Source organism: Actinokineospora spheciospongiae (assembly GCF_003182415.1).
Lineage (GTDB): Bacteria > Actinomycetota > Actinomycetes > Mycobacteriales > Pseudonocardiaceae > Actinokineospora > Actinokineospora spheciospongiae.
Window position 1 is genome coordinate 1 of the sequence record NZ_QHCP01000018.1, and the last position, 25068, is coordinate 25068.

The window sequence follows — 25068 nt, forward strand, 5'->3', positions numbered from 1 at the left end:
ACCACCTGCCACTGCTCATCGGTCAACTCATGCCTGCGCACCACGGCACAAGATCAAAGCAGATCAACCCGACCGGCTTTGAGGACAGGCCCTAGGACGCAAGCGGGGAGGGCGAGGCCTTCGCCCTCCCCCTCGGACAGGGAGCCCCATGCCCACGCCCGCCACCGCGGTCCTGGTCCACCTGCGACGGGCCAGGGACCTCATGGACTCCCGCTACGCCGAGCCGCTGGACCTCACCGCCCTGGCGGCGGAAGCGGGTTTCTCCCGGTACCACTTCGCCCGCGAGTTCAAGGCCGCCTACGGCGAACCGCCGGGCACCTACCTCTCCCGCCGCCGGGTGGAGCGGGCGAAGGACCTGCTGGGCGCGGCGAACCTCACCGTCACCGAGATCTGCGCCCTCGTCGGCTTCTCCAGCCTCGGTTCGTTCTCCGCCCGGTTCACCGAACTGGTCGGCTGCCCGCCCACCGAGTACCGCAGGCGGGTCGTGGCCGAGGGCGGTCCGCCCATGGTCCCCGGCTGCTTCGTGATGGCCTGGTCGCGCCCAGCAATCCAGGAGAAGCCGAACCCGCCCCGCACCCCATAGCGTTCTCCTCGAACCCGATCCGAGGAGGAACACCATGGCCGTCAAGCTCTCGCACACCACCGTCTGGGTACTGGACCAGGACGCCGCGAAGGCCTTCTACACGGAAAAGCTCGGTTTCGAGGTCCGCTCCGACATCCGCCTCGGCGGCGAGGACGACACCTCGGGCGTGCGCTGGCTCACCGTCGGCCCGGTCGGGCAGCCGGACGCGGAACTGATCCTGGCCGACACCGGCATGGGCCACGACCCGGAGACCGCCGAGCAGGTCCGGGCGCTGGTCGCCAAGGGCGCGCTGGGCCCCGGTGCCATGTGGACCGACGACTGCCACAAGACCCACCGGGAGTGGTCCGAGCGCGGGGTGGTGTTCATGTCCGAGCCGACCGAGCGCCCCTACGGCATCGAGGCCCCGTTCCGCGACGACTCGGGCAACTGGTTCAGCCTCACCCAGCGCACCCGGTAGGTCCACCGACAGGTGAAATAAGCTCACCCTTGTGGACGTATACGAGGCCATCGGCAGGCGCAGGGACGTGCGCGCGGAGTTCACCGGCGCACCGCTGGACGAGGAGATCCTGCACCGGGTGCTCTCCGCAGCGCACGCCGCGCCCAGCGTCGGGATGACCCAGCCGTGGGACTTCGTGCTGGTGCGCGACCCCGGCACCAGGGCCGAGTTCCACCGGCACGTGCACACCGAGCGGGCCCGGTTCGCCGCCGGGCTCAGCGGGGAGCGCGCCGCGACCTTCGACCGGATCAAGATCGACGGCATCCTGGAGTCGACGCTGTCGGTGGTGGTGGGCTACGACCCGGAGCGCGGCTCACCGGCCGTGCTGGGCAGGCACGCCATCGCCGACGCCGGGCTGTACTCGGTGTGCCTGGCCATCCAGAACCTGTGGCTGGCCGCGACCGCCGAGGGCCTGGGCGTGGGCTGGGTCAGCTTCTACCGCGAGGACTTCCTGCGCGACCTGCTCGGCATGCCCGCGCACGTGCGCCCGGTGGCCTGGCTGTGCCTCGGCCCGGTCGCGGGCCTGCGGGAGGTCCCCGACCTGGAGCGGCACGGCTGGCGCTCACGGATGCCCCTCGCGGAGGTCATCCACGAGGAGAAGTACACCCCGAAGGATTGAGCACGCACCACGCTGGGTAACCCACCTGCACTCAACGTGGAGGAGGCAGTCATGCGGGCATTGGTGATCGGCGGAACCGGGCTGCTCAGCGGTACCGCGGCGGACCTGGCCGACCACGGTTGGCGGGTGGTCCTGGCCAGCCGCCGCACCGACCCGGTCACCACCCGCACCCGCGCGGCCCGGTGGGTACCCGCCGACTGGTCCGACCCGGACCCCCACCTGGGCGACCGCCTCACCACAGCCCTCGACGGCCCCGCCGACCTGCTCGTCGTCTGGGCCCACGGCGGCCTGCACGGGCAGATGGCCGCCACCGTCACCCCGCTGCTGGCCGAGGGTGCCCCGATCGTGGAAATCCACAGCGGCTCCTCCGCGCACACCGAAGACATCCCGGGCCACCCCACCCACCAGGTCCTGCTCGGCGTCGTCGACTACGCGGGCCGCACCCGCTGGCTCACCGCCCCGGAAATCACCGACGCCGTGGTCACCACCGTCGACCGGGCCACCGCGGGCAGGCTCCCGGGTGTCCACCAGGTCGGCCTGCCCCGCCTGCTCGCCGCCTCCTGACCCCGGGTGCTGACAGCAGCCGTTCCAGCTCCGCCCCCGCCTCGTCGCACCCGGCATCCGAGATCCGGTGCAGCTCGAGCAGGTCACCCGCCGCGACCGCGCGCCGGGTGAGCAGGTGCCCGGCGTGCACGCACCCCTCATCCAGCAGTTCGCTCAGCTCGTCGAGGTCCGCGCGGGCCTCGGCGAGGTCGGCCAGCCGATCCAGGGCGGTCTCGTTGCTCTCGTCGGCCAGGGCGCGCAGGGTTTCCCGGTCGAAGTTCGCAGTTGCCATGGCGCCATGCTGCACCCCTGCCCCCGGGGCAAGGTCAAGTGCGAACATGGTCGGGTGCTCACCATCGGACAGCTCGCCGGTCACATCGGGGTGTCGACGAAGACGATCCGCCCCGCATCGACACCCTCGCCCGCCGCATCGCCGACGCCACCCGCGACCGCTACGGAACCGACCTGTCCGCACCCGACTCCGGTTCCGAGATCCCGGTCTTGATCCAGGGAGCCGTCAACGCCTCCTCCCCGGCGTGGCACCGACTCGACACCCTGATCCGAGCGGAACTGGACGCCTGACGCCTGCTCGCAGGCGGTACGCGCCGGCTGAACGCAGGGCTGTCTGCGCTACCGGGGTGGGCGCGGGAGGTGGGCCAGGGCTGTCTCCGTGATGCCGCGCAGGGTGCTCCCGTCGGTCCCGGCCTTGCCGAGGGCTTCGATGCCGCGGTGGACGGTCAGCAGCAGGCCCGCGAGTCGCCGTGCGTCGGCGGCAGGGTCGATGTCGCCGTTGCGCTGGCAGGCTTCGAGGTCGGCGGTGATGGCCTGGTTGATGCTCTCGAAGGTCTTCCGCGCGCGGGCCGAGACCACCTCGTCGTGCTCGGACAGTTCCGCGGTGCCCTTGGCCAGCAGGCAGCCGCGGTGGCTGGGCTCGGCGCAGGCGGTGGCGTGGTCCAGCAGGTAGGCGGTGAGCCGCGCGAACGCCTGCCCGTCGTCACCGCCCAGGCGGTGGTTCGCCGAGTCGATCGCTGCGGTGCAGTGGTCGTTGAACACGCGGTGGAAGAGTTCGCGCTTGCCGCCGAACGCCCCGTACAGGCTGCCCTTGCCCAGGCCGGTGGCCGCCGCGATCGAGTCCATGCTGGTGCCCGCGAAGCCGGTCGTCCAGAACTGGTCGCGTGCCGCGTTGAGCACGCTCTGCTCGTCGAATTCCCTCGGCCTCGGCACCCCCGCAGCCTAGCCGTTCTTGACTGCATCGTCCATAAGTCGCTACGTTGTGGACGATTCATTCCAATATTGGGCTTCGACGAGAGTGGGCGATCGGGCGATGAGTGGACTCCTGGACGACAAGGTGGCCGTGGTCACCGGTGGGACGAGCGGGATCGGGCTGGCCATCGCCCGGCGGTTCATCGCCGAGGGCGCGCTGGTCTACATCACCGGCCGCAGGCAGGCCCAGATCGACGCGGCGGCCGCGGAGCTGGGGCCGCGGGCCGTCGCGGTGCGGTGCGACGTGGGGAACCTGGCCGAGCTCGACGCCCTCTACGAGGTCGTCATGCAGCGGTCGGGTCGGATCGACGTCCTGGTGGCCAACGCGGGTGGCGCGGTGCCCGCTGTCCTGGGGGACATCACCGAGGAGCAGTTCGACAGCATGTTCGCCACGAACGTGAAGGGCGCGGTGTTCGGGGTGCAGAAGGCGATGCCCCTCCTGTCGCGGGGGGCCTCGGTGATCCTCATCGGGTCGAGCACGTCCACGCGCCCCGACCGGGGCATGGAGGTCTACGGCGCGACCAAGGCGGCGCTGCGCAACTTCGCCCGTAGCTGGACGCTCAACGCGCGGGAGAATGGTTTCCGGGTCAACGTGCTGAGCCCGGGGCCGATCCGGACCCCCGGCCTGCTCGGCGTCGTCTCCGAGGACCAGCGGGACGACTTCGTCGCGATGTTCGAGGACGTGCTGCCCGCGGGCAGGCTCGGCGACCCCGACGAGGTCGCGTCAGCGGCCCTGCTCCTGGCCTCGGACACCGCCACCTACGTCAACGGTGCCGAGTGGTTCATCGACGGCGGGTACACGAGCGTCTGAGGGGCGCGGTCACCGGCGCGGCCGTCAGACCCTGCCGCGCAGGCCGCGCACCAGCAGCAACACCGACTCGCGGACCTCGTCGCGGCTCTGGTCGGGTTCGAAGACCTGCCAGTCCAGGGCGACGACCAGGACCGTGCCGAACAGCGATGCCGCCGCCGTGCGGACGCGGACGCCCTCGGGCAGGTCGCCCGCGTCCTCCAGGCGTTGGAGTTGGGCGCGGATGATGCTGGTGACCTCCTCGCGCAGCAGGGCCAGGGTCTGGTGCCACTGGCCGGGGGTGCGCCACAGTTCGCTCACCAGCAGTTGCGCGAACGTCGGGTACTCGGCGAAGAAGGCGAGCATCCCGTCGACGAGGTCGTGGACCGTGTCGAGGGGGCCGACGGCGGTCTCGGCGGTGCGCAGGCGCGCGGCGAGCAGGTCGACGCCGTAGCGGAGCAGGGCGTCGATGAGGCCGTCCTTGCTGCCGAAGTTGTAGTAGACCGTTCCCTTGGCCACGCCCGCCTCGGCCGCGATCTCGTCGACGGTGAGGCCGACCATGCCGCGGCTGCCCGCGAGGTTCAGCGTGGCGTCGAACAACTTCTGCTTGGTGGCGCCGGTCCGCGCCGGTCTCGCGCTCACAGCACCAACTCCGGTCGCAACCTGCCCGCCGTCCACACCCGCTGCCTGCGCGCCGCCACCGTCGTGATCACCAGCCCTCCGATCAGGTACACCGCGAGGACGCCCACGTCGACGCCGAGCCCGGACAGGGGACCACCGTAGAGCAGATGCCGCAGTCCGTCGACGACGTAACCCATCGGGAGCACTTTGTGTAGCGGCAGCAACGTTTCCGGCAGCGCCTGCCACGGAAATGTGCCCCCTGCACTGATGAGCTGGAGAATCAAGACCACGAGCGCCACGAACTTCCCGACCGGTCCGAGGAACGCGTTGAGCGCGTGCACCACCGACACGAACGCGAGCGAGGTCAGCACCAGGAATCCCAGTGTGGCCAACGGGTTCGCCGGGTGGATGCCGATGAGCGTGGTGACCACCGCGTACATCACCACGACCTGCGCCACGCCCAGCGCGGCCGGGGTGAGCCACCCGGCCAGGGCGGTGCGCACGGGGGAGTGGCCCGCGGCGAGGGCGCGCGCGGACAGCGGGCGCACCAACAGGAACAGCACGAACGCGCCGATCCACGTTGCCAGGCCGAGGAAGAACGGGGCCAGGCCCGCGCCGTAGCTGCCCGCGCTGTTCTCGCCCACCGTGCGCACGGAGACCGGGTCGCCGATGGTGCGGGCGGTGCTGTCGCGGGTGTTGTCATCCGGGTGCGGGATTTGGTCCAGACCGGCGGTGAGCCCGTCGCGCAACCGTGTCGCGCCGTCGGCGAGGGAACGCGTGCCCGAGGCCAGTTCCGCGGTGCCGTCGACCGCGGTTTGCTCACCGGAGCGCAGTTTCACCGCACCTTCGTGCAAGGTCGAGGTCCCGGTGGCGAGTTCCCGACTCCCGCTCGCCGCCCGCGCGATCCCGTCGGTGAGCGCGGGGGTGGCGGCGGCGAGCGCGCCCGCCCCGTCGGCGACCTGCTTGGCGCCGTCGGCCAGCGTGCGCAATTCGCCGGTGGCGCTTTGCACTCGGCCGTTCGCCTGGTCGATGGGAGTCCGCAGCCCGCGCAGGGTGGTGATGGTCTGCTGCACCTGCTCCTCGGGCAACCCGGCGGCGCGCAGCCGGGCGGCGATGTCCTGCTCCGCGCCGTCGAGCCGGTCCACCAGGCCCTGGGCGAGGGTGGCGACCTCCTCGCCGGTGGCGGCGACCTTCTCGTTGCCTGCGGCCACCTGCCGGGCGCCGTCGGCCAGTTTTGCTGTCTGCGCGGGCAATTCGCCCGTTTTGTCCTTGAGCGTGCCGAGCCCGTCGGCCAGGGTGCGCGCGCCGTCGGCGGCGGTGCCGGAGCCGTCGGCGAGCTGCTGGGCGCCGCTGAGCAGTTGGCGCTGCCCGGAATCCAGCTTGCCCACGCCGTCCACGGCCTTGGCCGCGCCGTCGCTGAGCTGCCCCGCGCCGTTCGCGGCCTCCAGGGTGCGCTGGTAGACCGTGCCGAAGCCGACCAGGAACTTCTCCGCCGCCTCGGTCCCGACCTCGCTGGCCACCGATTGGCGCACCTCGCTGACCACCCGGTCGGCGATCGTGCCGACCAGGTAGTTGTTGGCGTCGTTGGTGGTCACCGTGATCATCCCCTGCCGCGGGGTCAGCGCGGAGCTGGACGCCAGCGCGGCGGAGAAGTCCGCGGGCAGGGTCATCGAGAACGTGTACCGCCCGTCGCGCACCCCCGCCTCGGCGTCGGCGGCGCCCACCTCGTGCCACTGGAACGCCCCGGAGTCCTTGAGCTTGTCGGCCACCTTCCGGCCCGCGTCGAGCCGGGTGCCGTCGGCGGCGGTGGTACCGGTGTCGGCGACGACCAGGGCCGCCGGGATGTTGTCCAGCCGGTCGTACGGGTCGGCGTTGGCGTAGAGGTACAGCGACCCGTAGAGCAGCGGCACGAGCACCAGCGCCAGCACGGCCAGCCTGGGCAGGGTGCCGGAGGTGATGCGGCGCAGCTCGGTGCGGGCGAGGCGGAAGGTGCTCACGGTGTCGTCTCCAGGGGCGGCGCGGTGTCGAAGGGGGCGGGCTGGTCCGACGAGCCGAGCCGGGCGCAGGGGTGGGGCAGCTCGCGGGCGGTCCCCGCGCCGCAGAGCACGACCACGGCGAGCCCACCCCGTGCCAGGCTCAGCGCGGTCTCCCACCAGGTGCGATGGTCGCTGCTGTGCCGGTCGGGCGTGTCCAGGACCAGCAGCTCGACGCCGGGGCGTTCGGCGGCCAACCCGGCCAGCAGCGCGGTGCGGGCAGCGGGGGCGACGGCCTCGAAGCGGGTGTCGGCGTCCAGCCCGTACCGGCCCAGCACCCCGACCACGTCCGCCCGCCGGTCCCGGCGCCCCGCCAACGCCAACTCCTCGGCCACCACGTCGGCGACCCGCAGAGCCGGTTCCGGTTCACTCACCCCGGGGGCATCGACGAGCGCGGAGTGCGCGCGCAGCCGGGACGCGTCAGGCTCGACCGTGCCCGCCGAGGGGGCGAGCCTGCCGGTCAGCACCAGCCCGAACGCGGTGTGCCCGTCGTTCGGCTCACCCGCCACCACCGCCAACTGCCCCGGCCCGACCTCCAGCGAGGTCGCCGCCACCAGCGGCCCGTGCGCCCCGGTCACGGCCACCCGTTCGGCCCGCACCCGCATGTCGCCTCCATGTGAACTGACTGGTCAGTTCAAATAGTGCGCCGCGCGGCAGCCGGAGGCAAACCACGATGGGGTGATCCGGGATACGTCCGCCCGCGAGGTGCGCCAAGTCCACCCGCGAACCTGCGGTCAGCCACCCCGAACCCCGCTGGCGCAGCGGCCCAATCAGCCACCCCGAAAATCGCCGGCCTGGCTAAGCAGATGCGTGGGTGGGTGGGCGGATGGGTGGGTGGGCGGATGGGTGGATGGGTGGATGCGCTTACTCAGCCGACCACCCCGAGAACCGCCGGCCCGACCAAGCAACTGCCCGGGTGGGTGGATGTGTTTGGCCGGGGGTGGCGATCATGTGACAGCCTGCCTGGGCGGTGGGGCATCTTTTCAGCCCCACCTGACGCACTGGAGCACATGATCGCCATAGGGGCCCCGGCCAAACACATCCACCCAGCCGGGCACCCACGACAAACAACCGGGCTTTGAACAGCGGCACGGCCAAGAGCCGCGCGACCTAGCGCAGCGCCGTCGCGGGTCGCAGCTCCCACACCGTCCACAGCGGCCGGTACCCCTGCCGCGCCCAGAACACCGGCGACAACGGGTTCGGCGGGTTGTAGTACAGGAACATCCCCACCGCACCCCCCGACAGCAGATCGGCGTGCGCCGCGTCCGCCAGCGCCCGCCCGACCCCCGTCCCCCGCGCCGACGGCACCACCGACAGGCAGTTCAGGTACCCCCACCGCCCGTGCCGCACCCGGGTCTCCGCCCAGGACCCGGGCGCGGACACCGTCTGCCAGCCCTCCGCGTGCCCGACCGGTTCGCCGCCGCGCTCGGCCAGCCACACCGGGTCCTCCTGCGCCAGGTGCACCCGCAGCGCCGCCCGCTTGACCGCCCGCGTCCGCGGTCGCAGGACCGCCCCGCCGACCCGGGACGAGTACTCGACCTCCGCCACCGCGGAGTCCACCAGGAAGTCCAGGTCCGCCGCGCTCGCTCGGCGCACGGTGACCGCGGACGGCCGGGCCCCCGGTGCCGGGCCCACGCGCACCGCGAGCACCGACAGCGGCACGAAACCGTGTGCCAGCAACGCTTCCGCCGCCGACACGTCGCGGCTGGGCCAGGTCACCACGCACGAGGAGTCCGGTCCGGGCGCGGCCCGCGCCAGTACCGCCGCCCAGCGGCGCAGCAGCACGTCCAGCGCCGCCCCGGGCGCCGCGCCCAGCAGCGGGTGCAGTTCCCGCACGTCCAGCGCCGACCACAGCGCGGGTGCCGTGCCCGGCCCGTGTTCGGTCCTGGTCAGCACCGCCGCCACCCGCTCGCCGTCGGGCAGCGCCGCGACCAGCGCCTCGCCGTCCGGCGGTGCCACCGCGGCGGGCAGCAGCGGGTCCAGGCCCGCGAACCGGGTCGACTGGGCGGCCAGCAGCGGACCGGTCACCGGCGGCAGCGGAAGATCGCCGTGCCGGGGAAGCGCTCGCCGCGCAGCGGGCTCCACTGGCCCCACTCCTGGGTGTGCCCCTCCGGCCACTCCGGCTCCACCAGGTCGAACAGGGTGAACCCGGCGGCGGTCAGCGCGCGCACGTAGTCGCCGAGGGTGCGGTGGTGCTCGACGTAGGTGGGGGTGCCGTGCTCGTCGACCTCCACGTACGGGGTGCGGTCGAAGTAGGAGCCGGTCGCGGTGAGCCCGCCGGGGCCAGGGTCGTCCGGGAAGATCCACCGCATCGGGTGGGTGACCGCGAACGTCCACGTGCCGCCCGGCCGCAGCACCCTGGCCACCTCGGCGAACGTGCCCGCCACGTCGGCGACGAACGGCACCGCGCCGAACGCTGAGCAGGCCAGGTCGAACGAGCCGGTCCGGAACGGCAGCCGCTCGGCGTTGCCCCTGATCAGCGGAACATCGATGCCGGTGGCCTGGTTCGCTGCCCGGCCGTAGCGCAGCATCCCGGCCGACAGGTCGATGCCGACCACCCTGGCGCCGCGCTCGCGCAGCCAGCGCGCGCAGGGCGCCGAACCGCAGCCGACCTCCAGCACGTCGCGGTCCGCCACGTCGCCGAGGAGGTTCGCGTCCTCCTCGCGCAGCGACTCCGGGCACCACATGAAGTCGGCCACGCCCAGGAACTCGCCGTGCTCGGCGTGGTAGTCGTCGGCGTCGGCGTCCCACCAGGCGATGTTCGCCGCGACGGAGGCGGCGGAGCCCACCGCCACCCTGGCGACGCCGGTGGTGCCCAGGACCGCCTCGGCGCTGGTCTCACTCGTCACCGGGGCATGGTGGCAGCAGGGCGCTGACCACGGCCGTTCGAGGTACCCGGGTTTGCCCGTGCCCCGCCGGGCCGCGTAGGATACATCCACGCAGTGGTATCGCGCTTCCCACCAGGCTCGACCGGTCTTTCTCCAAGCCCGGAATGCACCGGCGGTGGCGTGTGTTGTCCGGAGTATGTCCTGCTCGTGGGGTGTAAGTCGGCGGCCGTGATCCGCTGCGCCACACGAGCTACACGACGAACAGCACCAAGCCCAGCGACCCCCAATCCGTACCGGAGCCACCTACCCAATGTCCACCGACACCACCATTGTCCCCGCCGCCTCCTCGTCGAGGCCGCAGGTCGCCATCAACGACTTCGCGTCCGAGGAGGAGTTCCTCGCCGCGATCGATGCGACGATCAAGTACTTCAACGACGGCGACATCGTTGAGGGCACGATCGTCAAGGTCGACCGGGACGAGGTCCTGCTCGACATCGGCTACAAGACCGAGGGCGTCATCCCCTCGCGCGAGCTGTCGATCAAGCACGATGTCGATCCCGCCGACGTGGTCAGTGTCGGTGACGAGGTCGAGGCCCTCGTTCTCCAGAAGGAGGACAAGGAGGGCCGTCTGATCCTGTCCAAGAAGCGCGCGCAGTACGAGCGCGCCTGGGGCACGATCGAGGCGCTCAAGGAGTCGGACGAGCCGGTCAAGGGCACGGTCATCGAGGTCGTCAAGGGTGGCCTCATCCTCGACATCGGCCTCCGCGGCTTCCTGCCCGCGTCGCTGGTCGAGATGCGCCGCGTGCGCGACCTGCAGCCCTACGTCGGCCGCGAGCTCGAAGCGAAGATCATCGAGCTGGACAAGAACCGCAACAACGTGGTCCTGTCCCGCCGCGCGTGGCTGGAGCAGACCCAGTCCGAGGTCCGCAGCGAGTTCCTCAACCAGCTCCAGAAGGGCCAGGTCCGCAAGGGCGTCGTGTCCTCGATCGTCAACTTCGGTGCCTTCGTGGACCTCGGTGGCGTCGACGGCCTGGTGCACGTCTCGGAGCTGTCCTGGAAGCACATCGACCACCCCTCCGAGGTCGTCGAGGTCGGCCAGGAGGTCACCGTCGAGGTCCTCGACGTCGACATGGAGCGCGAGCGCGTGTCGCTGTCGCTCAAGGCGACGCAGGAAGACCCGTGGCGCCAGTTCGCCCGCACCCACGCGATCGGCCAGATCGTGCCGGGCAAGGTCACCAAGCTCGTCCCGTTCGGCGCGTTCGTCCGGGTGGACGAGGGCATCGAGGGCCTGGTCCACATCTCCGAGCTGGCCGAGCGCCACGTGGAGATCCCGGAGCAGGTCGTGCAGGTCGGCAACGACGTCATGGTCAAGGTCATCGACATCGACCTCGAGCGCCGTCGCATCTCGCTGTCGCTCAAGCAGGCGAACGAGGGCTTCACCGCCGAGACCGAGTTCGACCCCACCCAGTACGGCATGGCCGCCGAGTACGACGCCGAGGGGAACTACATCTACCCCGAGGGCTTCGACCCGGACACCCAGGACTGGCAGGAAGGCTTCGAGAAGCAGCGCGAGGAGTGGGAGCGCCAGTACGCCGAGGCGCACGCCCGCTACGAGCAGCACATGAAGCAGATCGTCAAGGCCGCGGAGGCGGACGCCGCCGCCGAGGCCGAGGGTGTCATCGCCGCTGCCACCGGTGGCAGCGGGGGCGAGCAGAGCTACTCCTCGGCCGGTGCCGAGAAGCCCGCCCAGTCGGGCGGCACCCTCGCCAGTGACGAGCAGCTCGCGGCCCTCCGCGAGAAGCTGTCGGGCGGCGTGTGAGCTAGCTAGGCACTTTCTCTCCCCGGGAGCCCCCGAACCTGTCCAGGTTCGGGGGCTCCCGGCTTTCCTCGCCGTGTGGCGCGAGACCGCCGGACGGCCCCTGACACAATCGGCCCATGCTGCGCGTAGGCCTCACCGGGGGAATCGGTTCCGGCAAGTCCACCGTCGCCACCAGGCTCGCCGAGCACGGCGCCTTCGTGGTCGACGCCGACCGGATCGCCCGCGAGGTCGTCGAACCCGGCACCGACGGCCTGCGCGACCTCGTCGCGGCCTTCGGCGACGGAATCCTCACCGCCGACGGTGCCCTCGACCGGCCCGCGCTGGCCGCCATCGCCTTCACCGACGACGCCTCCCGGGCGAAGCTGAACGCCATCGTGCACCCGCGCGTCGGCGCCCGGACCGCCGAGCTGGTCGCCGCCGCCCCGGACACCGCCGTGGTCGTGCACGACGTGCCGCTGCTGGTGGAGAACCGGATGGGCGCGCTCTACCACCTGGTGATCGTGGTGGACGCCCCGGTCGAGGAGCGGGTGCACCGGCTGGTCCACTCCCGCGGCCTGCCCGAGGCCGACGCCCGCAACCGGATCGCCGCCCAGGCCACCGAGGCCGACCGCCGCGCCGCGGCCGACGTGTGGCTGGACAACTCCGGCCCGCAGGACGTCGTCCTCGCCGCGGTCGACGCGCTGTGGGCCGACCGGCTGGTCCGCTACGAGAGCAACGTCCGCCTGCACCGCCACGACAACCGCGGCGCCCCGCGCATCGTCGAGTACGACCCCACCTGGCCCGCGCAGGCCGAGCGGGTGCTGGCCCGGCTGCGGCTGGCCGCGGGGGAGCGGGCGGTGCGGGTCGATCACATCGGCTCCACCGCGGTCCCCGGCCTCGCCGCCAAGGACATCCTCGACTTCCAGATCACCGTTCCCGACCTCGACGCCGTCGACGGGTTGTCCGAAGCTTTGGCGGGCGCGGGCTTCCCCCTCGCGGAGGGGGTCCTGGAGGACAGTCCGTACGGTGACGACCCCGACCCCGCGCACTGGCGCAAGCGCGTCCACGTCGACACCGACCCCGGCCGCTGGGTCAACATCCACGTCCGGGAGGCGGGGCGGCCGAACCAGCGCTACGCCCTGCTGTTCCCGGCCTGGCTGCGCGCCGACGCGCGGGCGCGGGCCGAGTACGAGGCGCTCAAGCGCGAGCTGGCCGAGGAGGCCACCGAGATCCCGGCCTACGGGGACGCCAAGGTCCCCTGGTTCACCGAGGCGTACGTGCGCGCGGAGGAGTGGGCCGAGCGGACGGGGTGGACCCCCTGATCACCCGGGCAGCACCTCGCTGAGCGGGCGGCCCGGCGGCAGGGTGGCCAGCAGCCCGGCGACTGTCGCGGTCATCAGCAGGTGGAACTGCCGCTCCTCGGACGTGGGCGGAATCCGGGCGTGCGCGGCGGCCAGCACGAGCGAGGACGCCACCGCCGCGAGCGCGGCGTCGACCTCCGCCTCCACCGCTCCCGGGTTCGCCGCGGCCGCCGCCTCCCTGGCCTCCTGCGCGGCGGCGTGGCCGAGCGCGGTGCGGGCGACCGCGCTGCTGAGCACCACCGCCGCCTCGGGTGCGTAACCGCGGGCGCCCAGGGCCGCCACCTCGGCCTCCAGCAGGCGGACCCCGGACGCACCGCGCGGGAAGACCCGCTGGAAGTAGGCCGCCGCCCCGGGGCGGGCCAGGGTGAACGCGCGCAGTTCGGCGGCGAAGGTCACCAGGTGCTCGGCCGCCGACCGGGTCGGGTCGTCGGTGATCACCAGTTCGGCCAGCACCGCCTCACCGACCAGCCGCTCCAGCGCCTGCCTGCTCGGCACCCGCCGGTAGACGGCCGTGCTGGTGACCCCCAGCTCAGCCGCCACCGCCTGCACGGTGAGCCCGGCCAGCCCGACGCGCACGCCCGCGGCGACGATGCCGCCCGGGGAAACCTGCGCCGTGCGGCCGCCGGTCTTGGCGCGTTTCGGCAGTGACATCCAACTCGTCCCTTTCTAAGTTAGGCACCGTACTTTAGAGTCTGCGCATGGCGAGGACCAACATGGCCGCGAATCGGGTCAAGCCCGCGAACGCGGAGCCGCTGACCTTGGGCGTGCTGCGCAGCACCCGGATCTCACCCGGGTTCGTCCGGGTCACCTTCGGCGGCGCCGACCTCGCCCGCTTCACCCCGATGGGCTTCGACCAGTGGTTCCGCCTGTTCATCCCGGTGTCGGACGACTCGCTGTCGAAGGTCCCCGACCGGCTGACCGCCGCGTCGTACGTCCGGCTGCTGACCACCTCGAAGACCTCCCGGCCGATCGTGCGCAACTACACCGTCCGGGCCCACCGCGCCGAGGGGCCCGAACTGGACGTCGACTTCGTCGTGCACGGGGACGGGCCCGCCGGGACGTGGGCCGGGAACTGCGCGGTGGGCGACCGGGTGGCCATCATCGACGAGGGGATCAGCTTCACGCCGCCGCCGTCGACCCGGGAGTTCGTGCTGGTGGCCGACGAGTCCGGGCTGCCCGCGGTGGCGGGTGTCCTGGCGTCGCTGGATGCGGGCGCGACCGGTCGCGCGGTGATCGAGGTCGGGGCGGCCGAGGATCGGCAGGAGGTGACCGCACCCACCGGGGTCGAGGTCACCTGGGTCGTGCGCGCCGACCCGCACGCGGTCCCCGGGCGGGCCGCGCTCGCCGCCGCCGAGGCGCTGCCGGTGCCCACCGGCCGGTTCTACGGGTGGGTGGTGGGGGAATCGGGGCTGGCGACCGGGCTGCGGCGGCACTGGGTGCGGGCGGGCGTGCCGAAGGAGGACATCGTCTTCTGCGGTTACTGGCGCGCGCCCAAGCGCTGACCCGCCGCGCCCAGCCGGGCCTAGTACGGCGGCCAGACCTCGAAGATGTGCTTGTGGGCCAGCCACGACGACAGGTCGTGGCGGACGCGGCTCAGCTCCTCCAGCGTCTTGTGGACGGTGCACATCGCCAGGTCGGCGTCGCCGACGCGGAGGACCTGGCCCCCGACGGCGGCGGCGAACTCCTCCGAGCGGACGATGCGGGCCGTGGTGCCGCCGGGGGCGGCCAGGCCGAGCAGCAGGTCGGTGGTGCGCCAGTAGCGGCCGTCGCGCAGCACGCGGACGGCGGTGAGCACGCTCGGGCCGCCCTTGGCGTGCCGGGAGCGGGGTTTCTGCTGGGTGAGCCGGAGGTTGAGGTCCGGCAGCAGCCAGGTGATCTCGGTGTCGGAGAACGGGTCGTCCGGAGTGGTGTACTCCATCCGCAACCCCCACCGTTCGACCTGGCAGACGCGCAACCCGTGCGCCGTCCCCGACGAGAAGCTGCGTACCGCGGTGGCCGTGTCGACGATGTCGACAAGCTGCGGTGTGATGACCGTGCCCACGGGCCTGAGCGTAGCGGCGCGTTTCCGGGAGGCCATTGCCGGAATCATTTTGTTATGTCACGACTCGTACCCGCGAAGGTCTCTTTCGAGCCAATTTACGCGATTCGACGCCACTCTCTGTTGACTTTAACGGCGCCTGAACACTAACGAGTTCGATCGATCCAGGGAGGCGTGATACCCAGCGTGACCAGCCACGCATCCACATCATAACTCGAATGGGCTATACCGTCGACCGCGCGGTATGTGCGTTCCATTGCTCGTTGAACGGTGGACGAGTCAAGCAGCCCGGTGCGGAATGCGGCCAGCAGTTCATCGGTGTCCTCCACCCGCACATCCCGCCCGGTCCGCACGAGCACGTCCAGATAAAGATCGACAGTGCGCCAGGCCGACCGGTCGTCGACCGAGATGTCCACGACGTCGAGGTAGAAGTCGTGCCCCAGGTCGACCCCCGGCCGCGGTCGCCACTTCGACACCCGCAGGCCGAGTTCCGGCAGCAGCAGCGACTGGAAGTAGGCGATCCGGGGGTGCCCGTCGACCGGGCGGGCCATGAACAGCCCCTCCGGCGTCTCGCGGTAGGCGTCGACCGCCCGCACGAAACCCTTCGGGTCGGTGTTCGTCCGCGCCGCCGGGTCGAACAGCTCGACCTTGGGCGGGTGGACCTCGTGCTGGCGGTCGTCCCGGCGGGCGGCGGGGACGGGGACCGGGCGGGTGCGGGCCATACCGCCATCGTGCCCACGCGGCCAGGTCGAGGCCCAGTCTTTTTGGCTGGTTCCGTGCCGCCGAACGGGTGATCGCCGCTATGCTCCGGCGCCGTTCGGCAGCGACGAGGTGAGGGGTCACCAGCGTGTTCGGAATCCTCAGGCCGTGCAGGCACCGGCTCTCACCGGTGCTGCGCACCTCCTGGATGGCCCACCTGTGCGGGCTGTGCCTGGCGCTGCGCGACGACCACGGGCAACTGGCCCGCACCGTCACCAACTACGACGGCCTGGCGATCTCCGCCCTGGTCGAGGCCCAGTCGGCCGCGGTGGGCGGGCGGCGGGTGGCCGGGCCCTGCCCGCTGCGCGGGATGCGCTCGGCGCCGGTTGCCGAGGGTGCGGGCGCCAAGCTGGCCGCGGCGGTGTCGCTGGTGCTGGCCTCGGCGAAGGTCGACGACCACGTCGCCGACGGCGACGGGCCGTTCCGCCGCCGCCCGGTCGCCGGGGTGGCGCGGAAGGTGGCCGCGCGCTGGGCGCGCCAGGGCGAGCTGACCGGCGAGCGGATCGGCTTCGGCACCGCGGTCCTGCTCGACGCCGTCGGCCGCCAGGGCGAACTGGAGTCGAGCCTGCTGACCGGGTCGTCGGTGCTGCTGGCCACCGAGCCGACCGAGACCGCCACCGCCGCCGCGTTCGCCCACACCGCGGTGCTGACCGGCCGCCCCGGCAACGAGGCGCCGCTGCGCGAGGCGGGCAGGCTGTTCGGCCGGGTCGCGCACCTGCTCGACGCGGTCGAGGACCTCGACGCCGACGCCGCCGCGGGCGCCTGGAACCCGCTCGCCGCCACCGGCACCACCCTCGCCGAGGCCCGGCGGCTGTGCGACGACGCCGTGCTCGGCGTGCGGCTGGCGCTCAAGGAGGCCGAGTTCGATGACGGCAAGCTGGTGCACGCGCTGCTCGTGCACGAGCTGGGCGCCGCCGTGGTGCGCACCTTCGGTCACCTGGAGCTGGACCGGCAGGGGCTTGACCTGCACGGCCAGCCGCCGCCCGGGTGGCAGGCGCCGCAGGCCCCGCCGGGGTGGCAGCCGCCGCGCGACCCGAAGGCGCCCAAGCACGGCGGTGGGCGCAAGCACGGCGGCCACCAGTGGGGCAGGCAGCGCGGCACCCTCGCGGGCTGCGGCGTGGCGCTCGCGCTGTGCTGCACCTGCCAGATGTGCTGCGCGGACCCGTACCACGACCCGTGGACCGGGGAGCCCAAGGAGGGCTTCTGCCACCGCTGCGACTGCGACTGCTGCGATTGCGGCGACTGCGGTTGCGGTGACGGGTGTGACTGCTGCGGCTGCTGCGACTGCTCCTGCTGAGCGCCCCGGTTTCTGTCGGGGGTCCGGCGTAACCTCGTCGGCGTGGCATTCGCGACCGAGCACCCAGTCCTGGCCCACTCCGAGCACCGCCCCGTCGGCGACATCCCCCGCACCGACGGGAAGTTCCGCATGGTCGCCGACTACGCGCCCGCGGGCGACCAGCCCGCGGCCATCGACGCGCTGGAGAAGCGCATCCGGGCGGGCGAGCAGGACACGGTGCTGCTCGGCGCGACCGGCACCGGCAAGTCGGCGACGACGGCCTGGCTGATCGAGCGGGTGCAGCGGCCCACCCTGGTGATGGCGCCGAACAAGACGCTGGCCGCGCAGCTCGCCAACGAGCTGCGCGAGTTCTTCCCGGACAACGCGGTCGAGTACTTCGTCTCGTACTACGACTACTACCAGCCCGAGGCGTACATCGCGCAGACCGACACCTACATCGAGAAGGACTCCTCGGTCAACGACGACGTCGAGCGGCTGCGGCACTCGGCGACGATGAGCCTGCTGTCGCGGCGGGACGTGATCGTGGTGGCGTCGGTGTCGTGCATCTACGGCCTGGGCACCCCGCAGTCGTACCTGGACCGCTCGATCGGGCTGAGCGTCGGCGGCGAGGTGGAGCGCGACACGTTCCTGCGCGCCCTGGTCGACGTGCAGTACACGCGCAACGACATCGCCTTCGCCCGCGGCACCTTCCGGGTGCGCGGCGACACGGTGGAGATCATCCCGGCGTACGAGGAGCTGGCCATCCGGGTCGAGTTCTTCGGCGACGAGGTGGACAAGCTGTACTACCTGCACCCGCTCACCGGCGACATCGTCCGCGAGTGCGACGAGCTGCGCATCTTCCCGGCCACGCACTACGTCGCGGGCCCGGAGCGGATGGAGCGGGCGATCGGGGCGATCGAGGCCGAGCTGGAGGAGCGGCTCAAGGACCTGGAGGGCAAGGGCAAGCTGCTGGAGGCCCAGCGGCTGCGGATGCGCACCAGCTACGACGTGGAGATGATGCGCCAGGTCGGCTTCTGCTCGGGCATCGAGAACTACTCCCGCCACATCGACGGCCGCGCCGCGGGCACCGCCCCGGCCACCCTGATCGACTACTTCCCGGACGACTTCCTGCTGGTCATCGACGAGTCGCACGTGACGGTGCCGCAGATCGGCGGCATGTACGAGGGCGACATGTCCCGCAAGCGCAACCTGGTCGACTTCGGCTTCCGGCTGCCCAGCGCGGTGGACAACCGCCCGCTGACCTGGGAGGAGTTCGCCGAGCGGATCGGCCAGACGGTGTACCTGTCGGCCACCCCGGGCCCGTACGAGATGGGCCAGACCGGCGGCGAGTTCGTCGAGCAGGTCATCCGCCCCACCGGCCTGCTCGACCCGGAGGTCGTCGTCAAGCCCACCGAGGGCCAGATCGACGACCTGGTGCACGAGATCCGCGAGCGCGCCGAGCGCGACGAGCGGGTCCTGGTCACCACCCTGACCAAGAAGATGGCCGAGGACCTCACCGACTACCTGCTGGAGCTGGGCATCCGCGTCCGCTACCTGCACTCCGAGGTCGACACGCTGCGCCGCATCGAACTGCTCCGCCAACTGCGGCTGGGCGACTACGACGTGCTGATCGGCATCAACCTGCTCCGCGAGGGCCTCGACCTGCCCGAGGTCTCCCTGGTGGCGATCCTCGACGCGGACAAGGAGGGCTTCCTGCGCAGCGGCACCTCCCTGGTGCAGACGATCGGCCGCGCCGCCCGCAACGTCTCCGGCCAGGTCCACATGTACGCCGACAAGATCACCGACTCGATGCGCCACGCCATCGACGAGACCAACCGCCGCCGGGCCAAGCAGATCGCCTACAACACCGAGCGCGGCCTGGACCCCCAGCCGCTGCGCAAGAAGATCAACGACATCCTCGACCGAGTGTTCACCGAGGTCGAGGACGCCGACGAGCCGGTCCCGATCGGCGGCTCCGGCCGCAACACCTCCCGGGGCAAGCGCGCCGCGGGCGAGAAGGGCGGCACCCGCAGCGCGGGCATCGTCGGCGAGCGCGACGTCAAGTCCATGCCCAGGGCCGAACTCGCCGACCTCGTCCAGCAGCTCACCGACCAGATGATGGGCGCAGCCCGCGACCTCCAGTTCGAACTCGCGGGCCGCCTCCGCGACGAGATCCACGACCTCAAGCGCGAACTCCGCGGCATGGACGCGGCGGGCATCAAGTGACCCGGGGCGCCTGCCCGGCGGTCACCCGGGCAGGCGCCGAGCCGGGCACGTGGACGACCGGGAACCGGCCCGGCGAAGCCCATCGCGCCGCCGGTGTGCGCGCTGCCGGGCAGCGTCAGGGCACCGGCCGCGCGTCGCCCCGGGTCAGGGCGCGCAGGCTCGGTGAGCACAGGGCGCCGGCCACGGCGAGCACGACCAGGACCGCGAGCCCGCTCAGCGTCAGCGCCGTGCCGAAGCGGTGCGACAGCGGCCCGACCGCGATCTCCCCGATCGGGATGGCGACGAACGACCCCGCCGCGTCGTAGGAGTAGACCCGGGCCAGGTGGTCCTGCGGCACGTTCTCCTGCAGCGCCACGTCCCAGGCGATGCCGAACTGCTCCACGGCGAACCCGCCGACGAAGTTGGCCGCCAGCAGCGGCACCACCTGCGGCGCGTGCGCCAGGGTGAGCAGCGGCAGCGCCATCACCGCCACCAGCGCGGTGCCGAACACCAGCGCCCGCCGCGGCTGCCACCGGCTCGCCAGCACCCCGCCGACCAGCGCGCCGACGGTCTGCGCGCCCAGCACGAATCCCCAGGCGAGCCTGCCGACGGTGGTGTCGGCCACCGAGGGCCCGAGCACCTGCATCCCGCCGATCACCGCCGCGTTGATCACCATCATCGCCGCGACCACCGACCACACCCAGGACCGGGCGGTGAACTCCCGCCACCCGGCGCGCAGGTCCGCCCACGGCCGGGTCGGGGCGTCGTCGTCGATCTCCGGTGCCCGGACCCGCGCGTAGAACAGCGACGCGACCGCGAAGATCCCCGCCGCCACCGCCATCGCCCAGCCCGGCGAGGCCAGCGCCGCGAGCATCCCGCCCAGCGACGCCCCGGTGACCACGGCGGTGTTGATGCCCATCCGCACCAGCGCGTTCGCCTGCCGCACCAGCCCCGGCGGCACGGTCTGCGGGGTCAGCGCCGACGCGGCGGGCAGCGACGCCGCCGACACCGCGCCGTTGACCACGCTCAGCACCACCAGCAGCGGCACCGACGCGAACCCGAGCAGCACCGCCGCCGCGGTCAGCGCCTGCGACACCGCCGCGGCCGTGCTCGCGCCCTGCAGGATCACCGACCGGGGCAGCCGGTCGGCCAGCACCCCGCCGAGCAGCAGCAGCGCCACGTTGGCGATCGACCGCGCCCCCACCACGATCCCCAGCGCCACCACCGACCCGGTCAGGTCCAGCACGGCGAACGCCAGCGCCACCGGCGCGATCGCGTTGCCGACGAACGTGGTGACCCGGCCGATGGCCAGCCTGCGGAACATCCCCTCGCGCAGCGGCGCGAAGAACCCGTTTCCCCCCATGCGCGGAGTCTGGTGCAGCACCGGGGGGAGGTGTCAAATCCCGACCAACCGGATTCCCGGCCTCATTCCGCCCTGGCGGTGGCGGCGCCGGTCGCGGCGAAGCACTCGTCGAGGAACCCGGTGATCGCCGTGGTCAGCCGGTTCGGGGTGAACCGCAGCTCGACCGGGCTGCTCGCCTCGATGAACCGCGCGTCCGGCAGCTCGCCTGCCAGCATGTGCGCGTCGCCGAAGGGGTGGATCGGGTCGCGCTTGTGCCCGATCACCAGTGCGGGGACCGCGATCGCGGCGCGCAGCGTGGTGGGCGGGGCGATCCGCCCGAAGAAGATGCCGTGCACCGCCGCCGCCATCGCGGCGGGCTCCTGGCGCAGGGTCTCGGTCACGGTGTCCACCCACTGGTGCCCGCGCGGCACCCGGTCGGCCAGCCAGGCCACCGCGCGCACGGCGGGCGGCAGGAACCGGGCGGTGAACAGCAGCGGGGTGAAGGCCAGCAGCCCGGCCACGATCGCGTTGTCCAGCACCGGCATCTCCACGACCACGCCGAGCAGCCGCTCCGGCGCGGCCACCGCCACCTCCAGGGTGACGTTGGCGCCCAGCGAGGTGCCGCCGACGACCGCGCGCTCGACCCCCAGGTGGTCGAGCAGGCCGACGACCTGGGTGGCCCAGGTGCTCATGGAGTAGCGCCACGACTCGGTCGGGCGGTCGGACTCGCCGTGCCCCAGCAGGTCCAGGGTGACCACCCGGTACCCGGCGGCGGCCAGTGACCTGGCCAGCGGGGCGTGCATGGTCCTGGTCATGAGCTGGCCGTGGGTCAGCACGACCAGCCGGTCCCCGCTGCCGAACTCGGTGTAGCGCAGGGTGTGCCCGGTGAAGGTGAACGAGTGCGCGCGCTCCACGGTCATCCCCTCAGGTTACCCGCCGGTAGGGCTTCGTGGGACCGGTGGCGCTCAGTCCGAGTCGCGCCTGCGCCGACCGCCGGGCTGGGCCTGCGGCTGCGGCGGTTGCGCGGCGGGCCGGGGGGCGGCGGCGGTCTCCCCCTCGGGCTGCTCGGCCGCGTCCTCGGTGCCGCCCGCGCGCATCTCGCGCAGCAGTTCGTCGAAGATCGGCGTGGACATCACGCTCTGGCTTGCCATCCGGGCTCCCCTCGTTCTGGCTCGCGTGCGCAACTTACCGGCCGGGCCCGACGACCCACGGCCATTCGGGTCACTCGATCGGGTGCAAGGGGGGTTGGTCTGGATGTTACCGATGGGTAATACTGGTTCCATGACGGAGAACCTGGTCTCGCTCAAGGTCGACGTGGCCGACCACATCGCCGAAGTCACCCTGCTCGGCCCCGGCAAGGGCAACGCCATGGGCCCCGACTTCTGGCGGGAGCTGCCGCTGGTGTTCGGCGAACTCGACGCCGACCCGGAGGTCCGCGCGGTCGTGCTGACCGGCAGCGGCCCGCACTTCTCCTACGGCCTCGACCTGCCCGCGATGATGTCCTCCTGGGGCGGCCTGCTCGGCGCCGACTCGCTGGCGGGCCCGCGCACCGACTTCCTCACCCAGATCCGCGGCCTGCAGGACTCGGTCACCTCCATCGCCGCCTGCCGCAAGCCGGTGATCGCCGCGGTCAGCGGCTGGTGCATCGGCGGCGGGGTCGACGTCATCGCCGCCGCCGACATCCGCATCGCCAGCGCCGACGCCAAGTTCAGCGTCCGCGAGGTCAAGGTCGCCATCGTCGCCGACCTGGGCAGCCTGCAACGCCTCTCCGGCATCATCGGCGAGGGCCACCTGCGCGAACTCGCGCTCACCGGCAAGAACATCGACGCCGCCCGCGCCCAGCGCATCGGCCTGGTCAACGACGTCCACGACGACCAGGCCGCGGTCCTCGCCGCCGCCCGTGAACTCGCCGCCGAGATCGCCGCCAACCCGCCGCTGGTCGTGCAGGGCACCAAGGACGTCCTCGGCCAGGAGCGCGACCGCCGCGTCGCCGACGGGCTGCGCTACGTCGCCGCCTGGAACGCCGCCTTCCTCCCCAGCAAGGACCTCGGCGAAGCGGTGCAGGCCTTCCTGGAGCGCAGGCCGCCGGAGTTCAGGGGCGCCTGACGCCGGGGGAGTGGCGGGTGGCACGCCGGTAGGGCAGGCTCGATCGCGGTTGTCGAGTCAACGAGGAGCAGAACCGTGCGCCAGGCCACCGACGAGTTCCGTGCCGCCCGCGACTTCCTGCTGGAGCACGGCGACGACTACGACCGCGCTTACGCCGGGTTCGAGTGGCCCCGACCGTCGAGCTTCAACTGGGCGCTGGACTGGTTCGACGTCGTGGCCGCCGAGGAGCCCACCGCGAGCAGGCCCGCGCTGTGGATCGTCGAGGAGGACGGCACCGAGGGGAAGTGGACCTACGCGGAGCTGTCGCGCCGCTCGGACCAGGTGGCCAACTGGTTGCGCGGGCTCGGCGTGCGGCGGGGCGACCGGCTGGTGCTGATGCTGGGCAACCAGGGCGAGCTGTGGGAGGTCATCCTGGCCTCGATCAAGCTCGGGGCGGTGATCATCCCGGCCACCACCCTGCTCGCCGCCGCCGACCTGCGCGACCGGGTGGACCGCGGGCTGGCCAAGCACGTGGTGGTCCGGTCCGCCGACACCGCGAAGTTCGACGACGTGCCCGGCCACTACACCCGCATCGCCGTGGGGGAGCCGGTCGACGGGTGGGAGTCCTACGCCGATTCGACCGAGACCCCCGCGCGGTTCACCCCGGACGGGCCGACCGGGGCGGACGACACGCTGCTGCTCTACTTCACCTCCGGCACCACCGCCCGGCCCAAGCTGGTCGAGCACACGCACGTGTCCTACCCGGTGGGCCACCTGTCCACCATGTACTGGATCGGCCTGCGCCCCGGCGACGTGCACCTCAACATCTCCTCGCCCGGCTGGGCCAAGCACGCCTGGAGCAACGTCTTCGCGCCGTGGAACGCCGAGGCCACCGTGTTCATCCACAACTACAGCCGGTTCGACGCGACCGCGCTGATGTCGCAGATGGACCGGTGCGGGGTCACCAGCTTCTGCGCCCCGCCCACCGTCTGGCGGATGCTCATCCAGGCCGACCTCAGCCAGTTGCGGACCCCGCCGCAGAAGGTGGTCGGGGCCGGGGAGCCGCTCAACCCCGAGGTGATCGAGCAGGTGTCGAGGGCGTGGGGGGTGACCATCCGCGACGGGTTCGGCCAGACCGAGACCAGCGTGCAGGTCGCCAACACCCCCGGCCAGCCGGTGAAGGCGGGCTCGATGGGCCGCCCGCTGCCCGGGTTCCGCATCGCCCTGGTCGACCCGGCCACCGGCGACCTCGCCGACGAGGGCGAGATCTGCGTGGAGCTGGCCTCCCGGCCGGTCGGGCTGATGGTGGGCTACGCCGACGACAACGAGCGCACCGCCGAGTCCATGCGCGACGGCCACTACCACACCGGTGACGTCGGTTCCCGCGACGCGGACGGCTACATCACCTACGTCGGCCGCGCCGACGACGTGTTCAAGGCCTCCGACTACCGAATCTCCCCGTTCGAGCTGGAGAGCGCCCTGATCGAGCACCCCGCCGTGGCCGAGGCCGCCGTGGTGCCGTCCCCGGACCCGATCCGGCTGTCGGTGCCCAAGGCGTACGTGGTGCTGGCGGCCGGGTACGAGCCCGACGCCGACACCGCCCGGTCCATCCTGGCCTTCGCCCGCGAGCAGTTGGCCCCCTACAAGCGCATCCGCAGGCTGGAGTTCGGCGAGCTGCCCAAGACCATCTCCGGCAAGATCCGCCGCGTCGAGCTGCGCGGGCGCGAGCGCGACGCCCACTCGGGGACCGGCGCTCGGGTCGCGGGCGAGTTCACCGAGGACGACTTCCCCGACCTACGCGGATGATTGAGCGTCCCCCGGTCGGGAAACCCCTCTGGGACAACCCGACCGGAAGGAGCACCATGTCGCCCCTCACCGACTGCAAGGTCGCGTTCCTCGTGGCCCCCGAGGGCATCGAGCAGGTCGAGCTGACCGAGCCGTGGAAGGCGGTCGAGAACGCCGGGGGCACCCCCGTGCTGGTCTCCACCGACAGCGGCACCGTGCAGGCGTTCAACCACCTGGACAAGGCCGACACGTTCCCGGTGGACAAGACGACCGCCGACGCCGACCCGGCCGACTACGCCGCGCTCGTGCTGCCCGGCGGGGTGGCGAACCCGGACTTCCTGCGCACCGACCCCGGCGCGGTCCGCTTCACCAAGACGTTCTTCGACACCGGCAAGCCGGTCGCGGCGATCTGCCACGCGCCGTGGACGCTGATCGAGGCCGACGTCGTGCGCGGGCGCCGGGTCACCTCGTGGCCGAGCCTGCAAACCGACCTGCGCAACGCGGGCGCGGAGTGGGTGGACCAGGAGGTCGTCGTGGACACCTCCGACGGCTCCACCCTGGTGACCAGCCGCAAGCCCGACGACCTGCCCCGGTTCTGCGAAACCCTCCTGGAAGTCCTGGCGCAGGAGAAGGTTTCGCATTAACA

26 protein-coding genes are annotated in these 25068 nt (G+C 72.3%); 13 read left to right on the forward strand and 13 right to left on the reverse strand.

What is annotated here, in order from left to right; all coding sequences use genetic code 11:
- Window positions 1-148 precede the first annotated feature (148 nt).
- Genes DFQ13_RS30935 through DFQ13_RS30950 form a run of 4 tightly spaced genes read left to right on the forward strand, consistent with a single transcriptional unit; the run spans window position 149 to window position 2262 of the window.
- Complete coding sequence (locus DFQ13_RS30935) at window positions 149-583, forward strand: helix-turn-helix domain-containing protein (protein WP_035286345.1); 435 nt, start codon at window positions 149-151, stop codon at window positions 581-583.
- A 34-nt stretch (window positions 584-617) separates the two neighbouring features.
- Window positions 618-1040, forward strand: coding sequence for a VOC family protein (locus DFQ13_RS30940; protein WP_035286347.1), 423 nt, complete (start codon window positions 618-620; stop codon window positions 1038-1040).
- Between the two features lie 31 nt (window positions 1041-1071).
- Window positions 1072-1698, forward strand: a complete 627-nt coding sequence (gene bluB, locus DFQ13_RS30945) for a 5,6-dimethylbenzimidazole synthase (protein WP_110082374.1) — start codon at window positions 1072-1074, stop codon at window positions 1696-1698.
- A gap of 51 nt (window positions 1699-1749) precedes the next feature.
- The gene (locus DFQ13_RS30950) at window positions 1750-2262 is read left to right on the forward strand and encodes a Rossmann-fold NAD(P)-binding domain-containing protein (RefSeq protein ID WP_035286352.1); all 513 of its coding nucleotides are present in this window, start codon (window positions 1750-1752) and stop codon (window positions 2260-2262) included.
- Here the strand turns inward: DFQ13_RS30950 and DFQ13_RS30955 are convergent.
- Window positions 2180-2533: a hypothetical protein gene (locus tag DFQ13_RS30955; RefSeq protein ID WP_233438666.1), complete on the reverse strand. Its 354-nt coding sequence runs from the start codon at window positions 2531-2533 to the stop codon at window positions 2180-2182. The genes DFQ13_RS30950 and DFQ13_RS30955 overlap by 83 nt on opposite strands.
- Window positions 2534-2871: 338 nt before the next feature.
- Complete coding sequence (locus DFQ13_RS30965; RefSeq protein WP_110082375.1) at window positions 2872-3465, reverse strand: TetR/AcrR family transcriptional regulator; 594 nt, start codon at window positions 3463-3465, stop codon at window positions 2872-2874.
- A gap of 100 nt (window positions 3466-3565) precedes the next feature.
- On the opposite strand from DFQ13_RS30965, the gene DFQ13_RS30970 reads away from it, so the two are divergent.
- The gene (locus DFQ13_RS30970) at window positions 3566-4315 is read left to right on the forward strand and encodes an SDR family NAD(P)-dependent oxidoreductase (protein WP_035286357.1); all 750 of its coding nucleotides are present in this window, start codon (window positions 3566-3568) and stop codon (window positions 4313-4315) included.
- 24 nt (window positions 4316-4339) lie between these two features.
- Here the strand turns inward: DFQ13_RS30970 and DFQ13_RS30975 are convergent, their stop codons facing one another.
- The 5 genes from DFQ13_RS30975 to DFQ13_RS30995 form a co-directional block, all read right to left on the reverse strand.
- Window positions 4340-4933 (reverse strand): TetR/AcrR family transcriptional regulator, encoded by a 594-nt coding sequence (locus tag DFQ13_RS30975; protein ID WP_035286360.1) that lies wholly within the window; start codon window positions 4931-4933, stop codon window positions 4340-4342.
- On the reverse strand, window positions 4930-6909 hold the full coding sequence (locus tag DFQ13_RS30980; protein WP_110082376.1) for a YhgE/Pip domain-containing protein: 1980 nt from the start codon (window positions 6907-6909) through the stop codon (window positions 4930-4932). Before DFQ13_RS30980 ends, DFQ13_RS30975 begins: the two co-directional genes overlap by 4 nt.
- Complete coding sequence (locus tag DFQ13_RS30985; RefSeq protein ID WP_110082377.1) at window positions 6906-7550, reverse strand: hypothetical protein; 645 nt, start codon at window positions 7548-7550, stop codon at window positions 6906-6908. Before DFQ13_RS30985 ends, DFQ13_RS30980 begins: the two co-directional genes overlap by 4 nt.
- Window positions 7551-8055: 505 nt before the next feature.
- On the reverse strand, window positions 8056-8973 hold the full coding sequence (locus DFQ13_RS30990; RefSeq protein WP_110082378.1) for a GNAT family N-acetyltransferase: 918 nt from the start codon (window positions 8971-8973) through the stop codon (window positions 8056-8058).
- Window positions 8970-9794: a class I SAM-dependent methyltransferase gene (locus DFQ13_RS30995; RefSeq protein ID WP_110082379.1), complete on the reverse strand. Its 825-nt coding sequence runs from the start codon at window positions 9792-9794 to the stop codon at window positions 8970-8972. The genes DFQ13_RS30990 and DFQ13_RS30995 overlap by 4 nt, the downstream gene beginning before the upstream one ends.
- 289 nt (window positions 9795-10083) lie before the next feature.
- On the opposite strand from DFQ13_RS30995, the gene rpsA reads away from it, so the two are divergent.
- Together rpsA and coaE are read left to right on the forward strand one after the other, a co-directional pair.
- Entirely contained in the window at window positions 10084-11592 is a 1509-nt protein-coding gene (gene rpsA / locus DFQ13_RS31000; protein ID WP_035286368.1) for a 30S ribosomal protein S1, read from the forward strand.
- 116 nt (window positions 11593-11708) lie between these two features.
- Complete coding sequence (gene coaE / locus DFQ13_RS31005) at window positions 11709-12893, forward strand: dephospho-CoA kinase (RefSeq protein ID WP_035286370.1); 1185 nt, start codon at window positions 11709-11711, stop codon at window positions 12891-12893.
- On the opposite strand, the gene DFQ13_RS31010 is transcribed toward coaE, so the two are convergent.
- Window positions 12894-13583 carry a hypothetical protein gene (locus tag DFQ13_RS31010; RefSeq protein WP_035286372.1) on the reverse strand — a complete coding sequence of 230 codons (690 nt, stop codon included), beginning with the start codon at window positions 13581-13583 and terminating at the stop codon, window positions 12894-12896. It lies immediately after the preceding gene.
- Window positions 13584-13630: 47 nt separating this feature from the next.
- On the opposite strand from DFQ13_RS31010, the gene DFQ13_RS31015 reads away from it, so the two are divergent.
- Window positions 13631-14434, forward strand: a complete 804-nt coding sequence (locus DFQ13_RS31015) for a siderophore-interacting protein (protein ID WP_181400234.1) — start codon at window positions 13631-13633, stop codon at window positions 14432-14434.
- A gap of 20 nt (window positions 14435-14454) precedes the next feature.
- Here the strand turns inward: DFQ13_RS31015 and DFQ13_RS31020 are convergent, their stop codons facing one another.
- Window positions 14455-14973, reverse strand: coding sequence for a DUF402 domain-containing protein (locus DFQ13_RS31020; protein ID WP_035286377.1), 519 nt, complete (start codon window positions 14971-14973; stop codon window positions 14455-14457).
- A gap of 143 nt (window positions 14974-15116) precedes the next feature.
- Window positions 15117-15692: a DUF402 domain-containing protein gene (locus DFQ13_RS31025; protein WP_035286380.1), complete on the reverse strand. Its 576-nt coding sequence runs from the start codon at window positions 15690-15692 to the stop codon at window positions 15117-15119.
- 125 nt (window positions 15693-15817) lie between these two features.
- Here DFQ13_RS31025 and DFQ13_RS31030 point away from each other — a divergent pair, with 125 nt between their 5' ends.
- Window positions 15818-17026 (forward strand): DUF5685 family protein, encoded by a 1209-nt coding sequence (locus DFQ13_RS31030; RefSeq protein WP_110082380.1) that lies wholly within the window; start codon window positions 15818-15820, stop codon window positions 17024-17026.
- A gap of 42 nt (window positions 17027-17068) precedes the next feature.
- The gene (gene uvrB / locus DFQ13_RS31035) at window positions 17069-19231 is read left to right on the forward strand and encodes an excinuclease ABC subunit UvrB (protein WP_035286384.1); all 2163 of its coding nucleotides are present in this window, start codon (window positions 17069-17071) and stop codon (window positions 19229-19231) included.
- A gap of 115 nt (window positions 19232-19346) precedes the next feature.
- Here the strand turns inward: uvrB and DFQ13_RS31040 are convergent, their stop codons facing one another.
- The 3 genes from DFQ13_RS31040 to DFQ13_RS33385 form a co-directional block, all read right to left on the reverse strand.
- Window positions 19347-20573: an MFS transporter gene (locus DFQ13_RS31040; RefSeq protein ID WP_110082382.1), complete on the reverse strand. Its 1227-nt coding sequence runs from the start codon at window positions 20571-20573 to the stop codon at window positions 19347-19349.
- A gap of 62 nt (window positions 20574-20635) precedes the next feature.
- Entirely contained in the window at window positions 20636-21472 is an 837-nt protein-coding gene (locus DFQ13_RS31045; protein ID WP_110082383.1) for an alpha/beta fold hydrolase, read from the reverse strand.
- Between the two features lie 45 nt (window positions 21473-21517).
- Window positions 21518-21703, reverse strand: a complete 186-nt coding sequence (locus DFQ13_RS33385) for a hypothetical protein (protein ID WP_146241419.1) — start codon at window positions 21701-21703, stop codon at window positions 21518-21520.
- Window positions 21704-21833: 130 nt separating this feature from the next.
- Here DFQ13_RS33385 and DFQ13_RS31050 point away from each other — a divergent pair, with 130 nt between their 5' ends.
- The 3 genes from DFQ13_RS31050 (at window position 21834) to DFQ13_RS31060 (ending at window position 25066) form a co-directional block, all read left to right on the forward strand.
- The gene (locus DFQ13_RS31050) at window positions 21834-22658 is read left to right on the forward strand and encodes a crotonase/enoyl-CoA hydratase family protein (protein WP_181400235.1); all 825 of its coding nucleotides are present in this window, start codon (window positions 21834-21836) and stop codon (window positions 22656-22658) included.
- 75 nt (window positions 22659-22733) lie between these two features.
- Complete coding sequence (locus DFQ13_RS31055) at window positions 22734-24443, forward strand: AMP-binding protein (protein ID WP_110082385.1); 1710 nt, start codon at window positions 22734-22736, stop codon at window positions 24441-24443.
- 56 nt (window positions 24444-24499) lie between these two features.
- On the forward strand, window positions 24500-25066 hold the full coding sequence (locus tag DFQ13_RS31060) for a type 1 glutamine amidotransferase domain-containing protein (RefSeq protein WP_219994716.1): 567 nt from the start codon (window positions 24500-24502) through the stop codon (window positions 25064-25066).
- Window positions 25067-25068 lie beyond the last annotated feature (2 nt).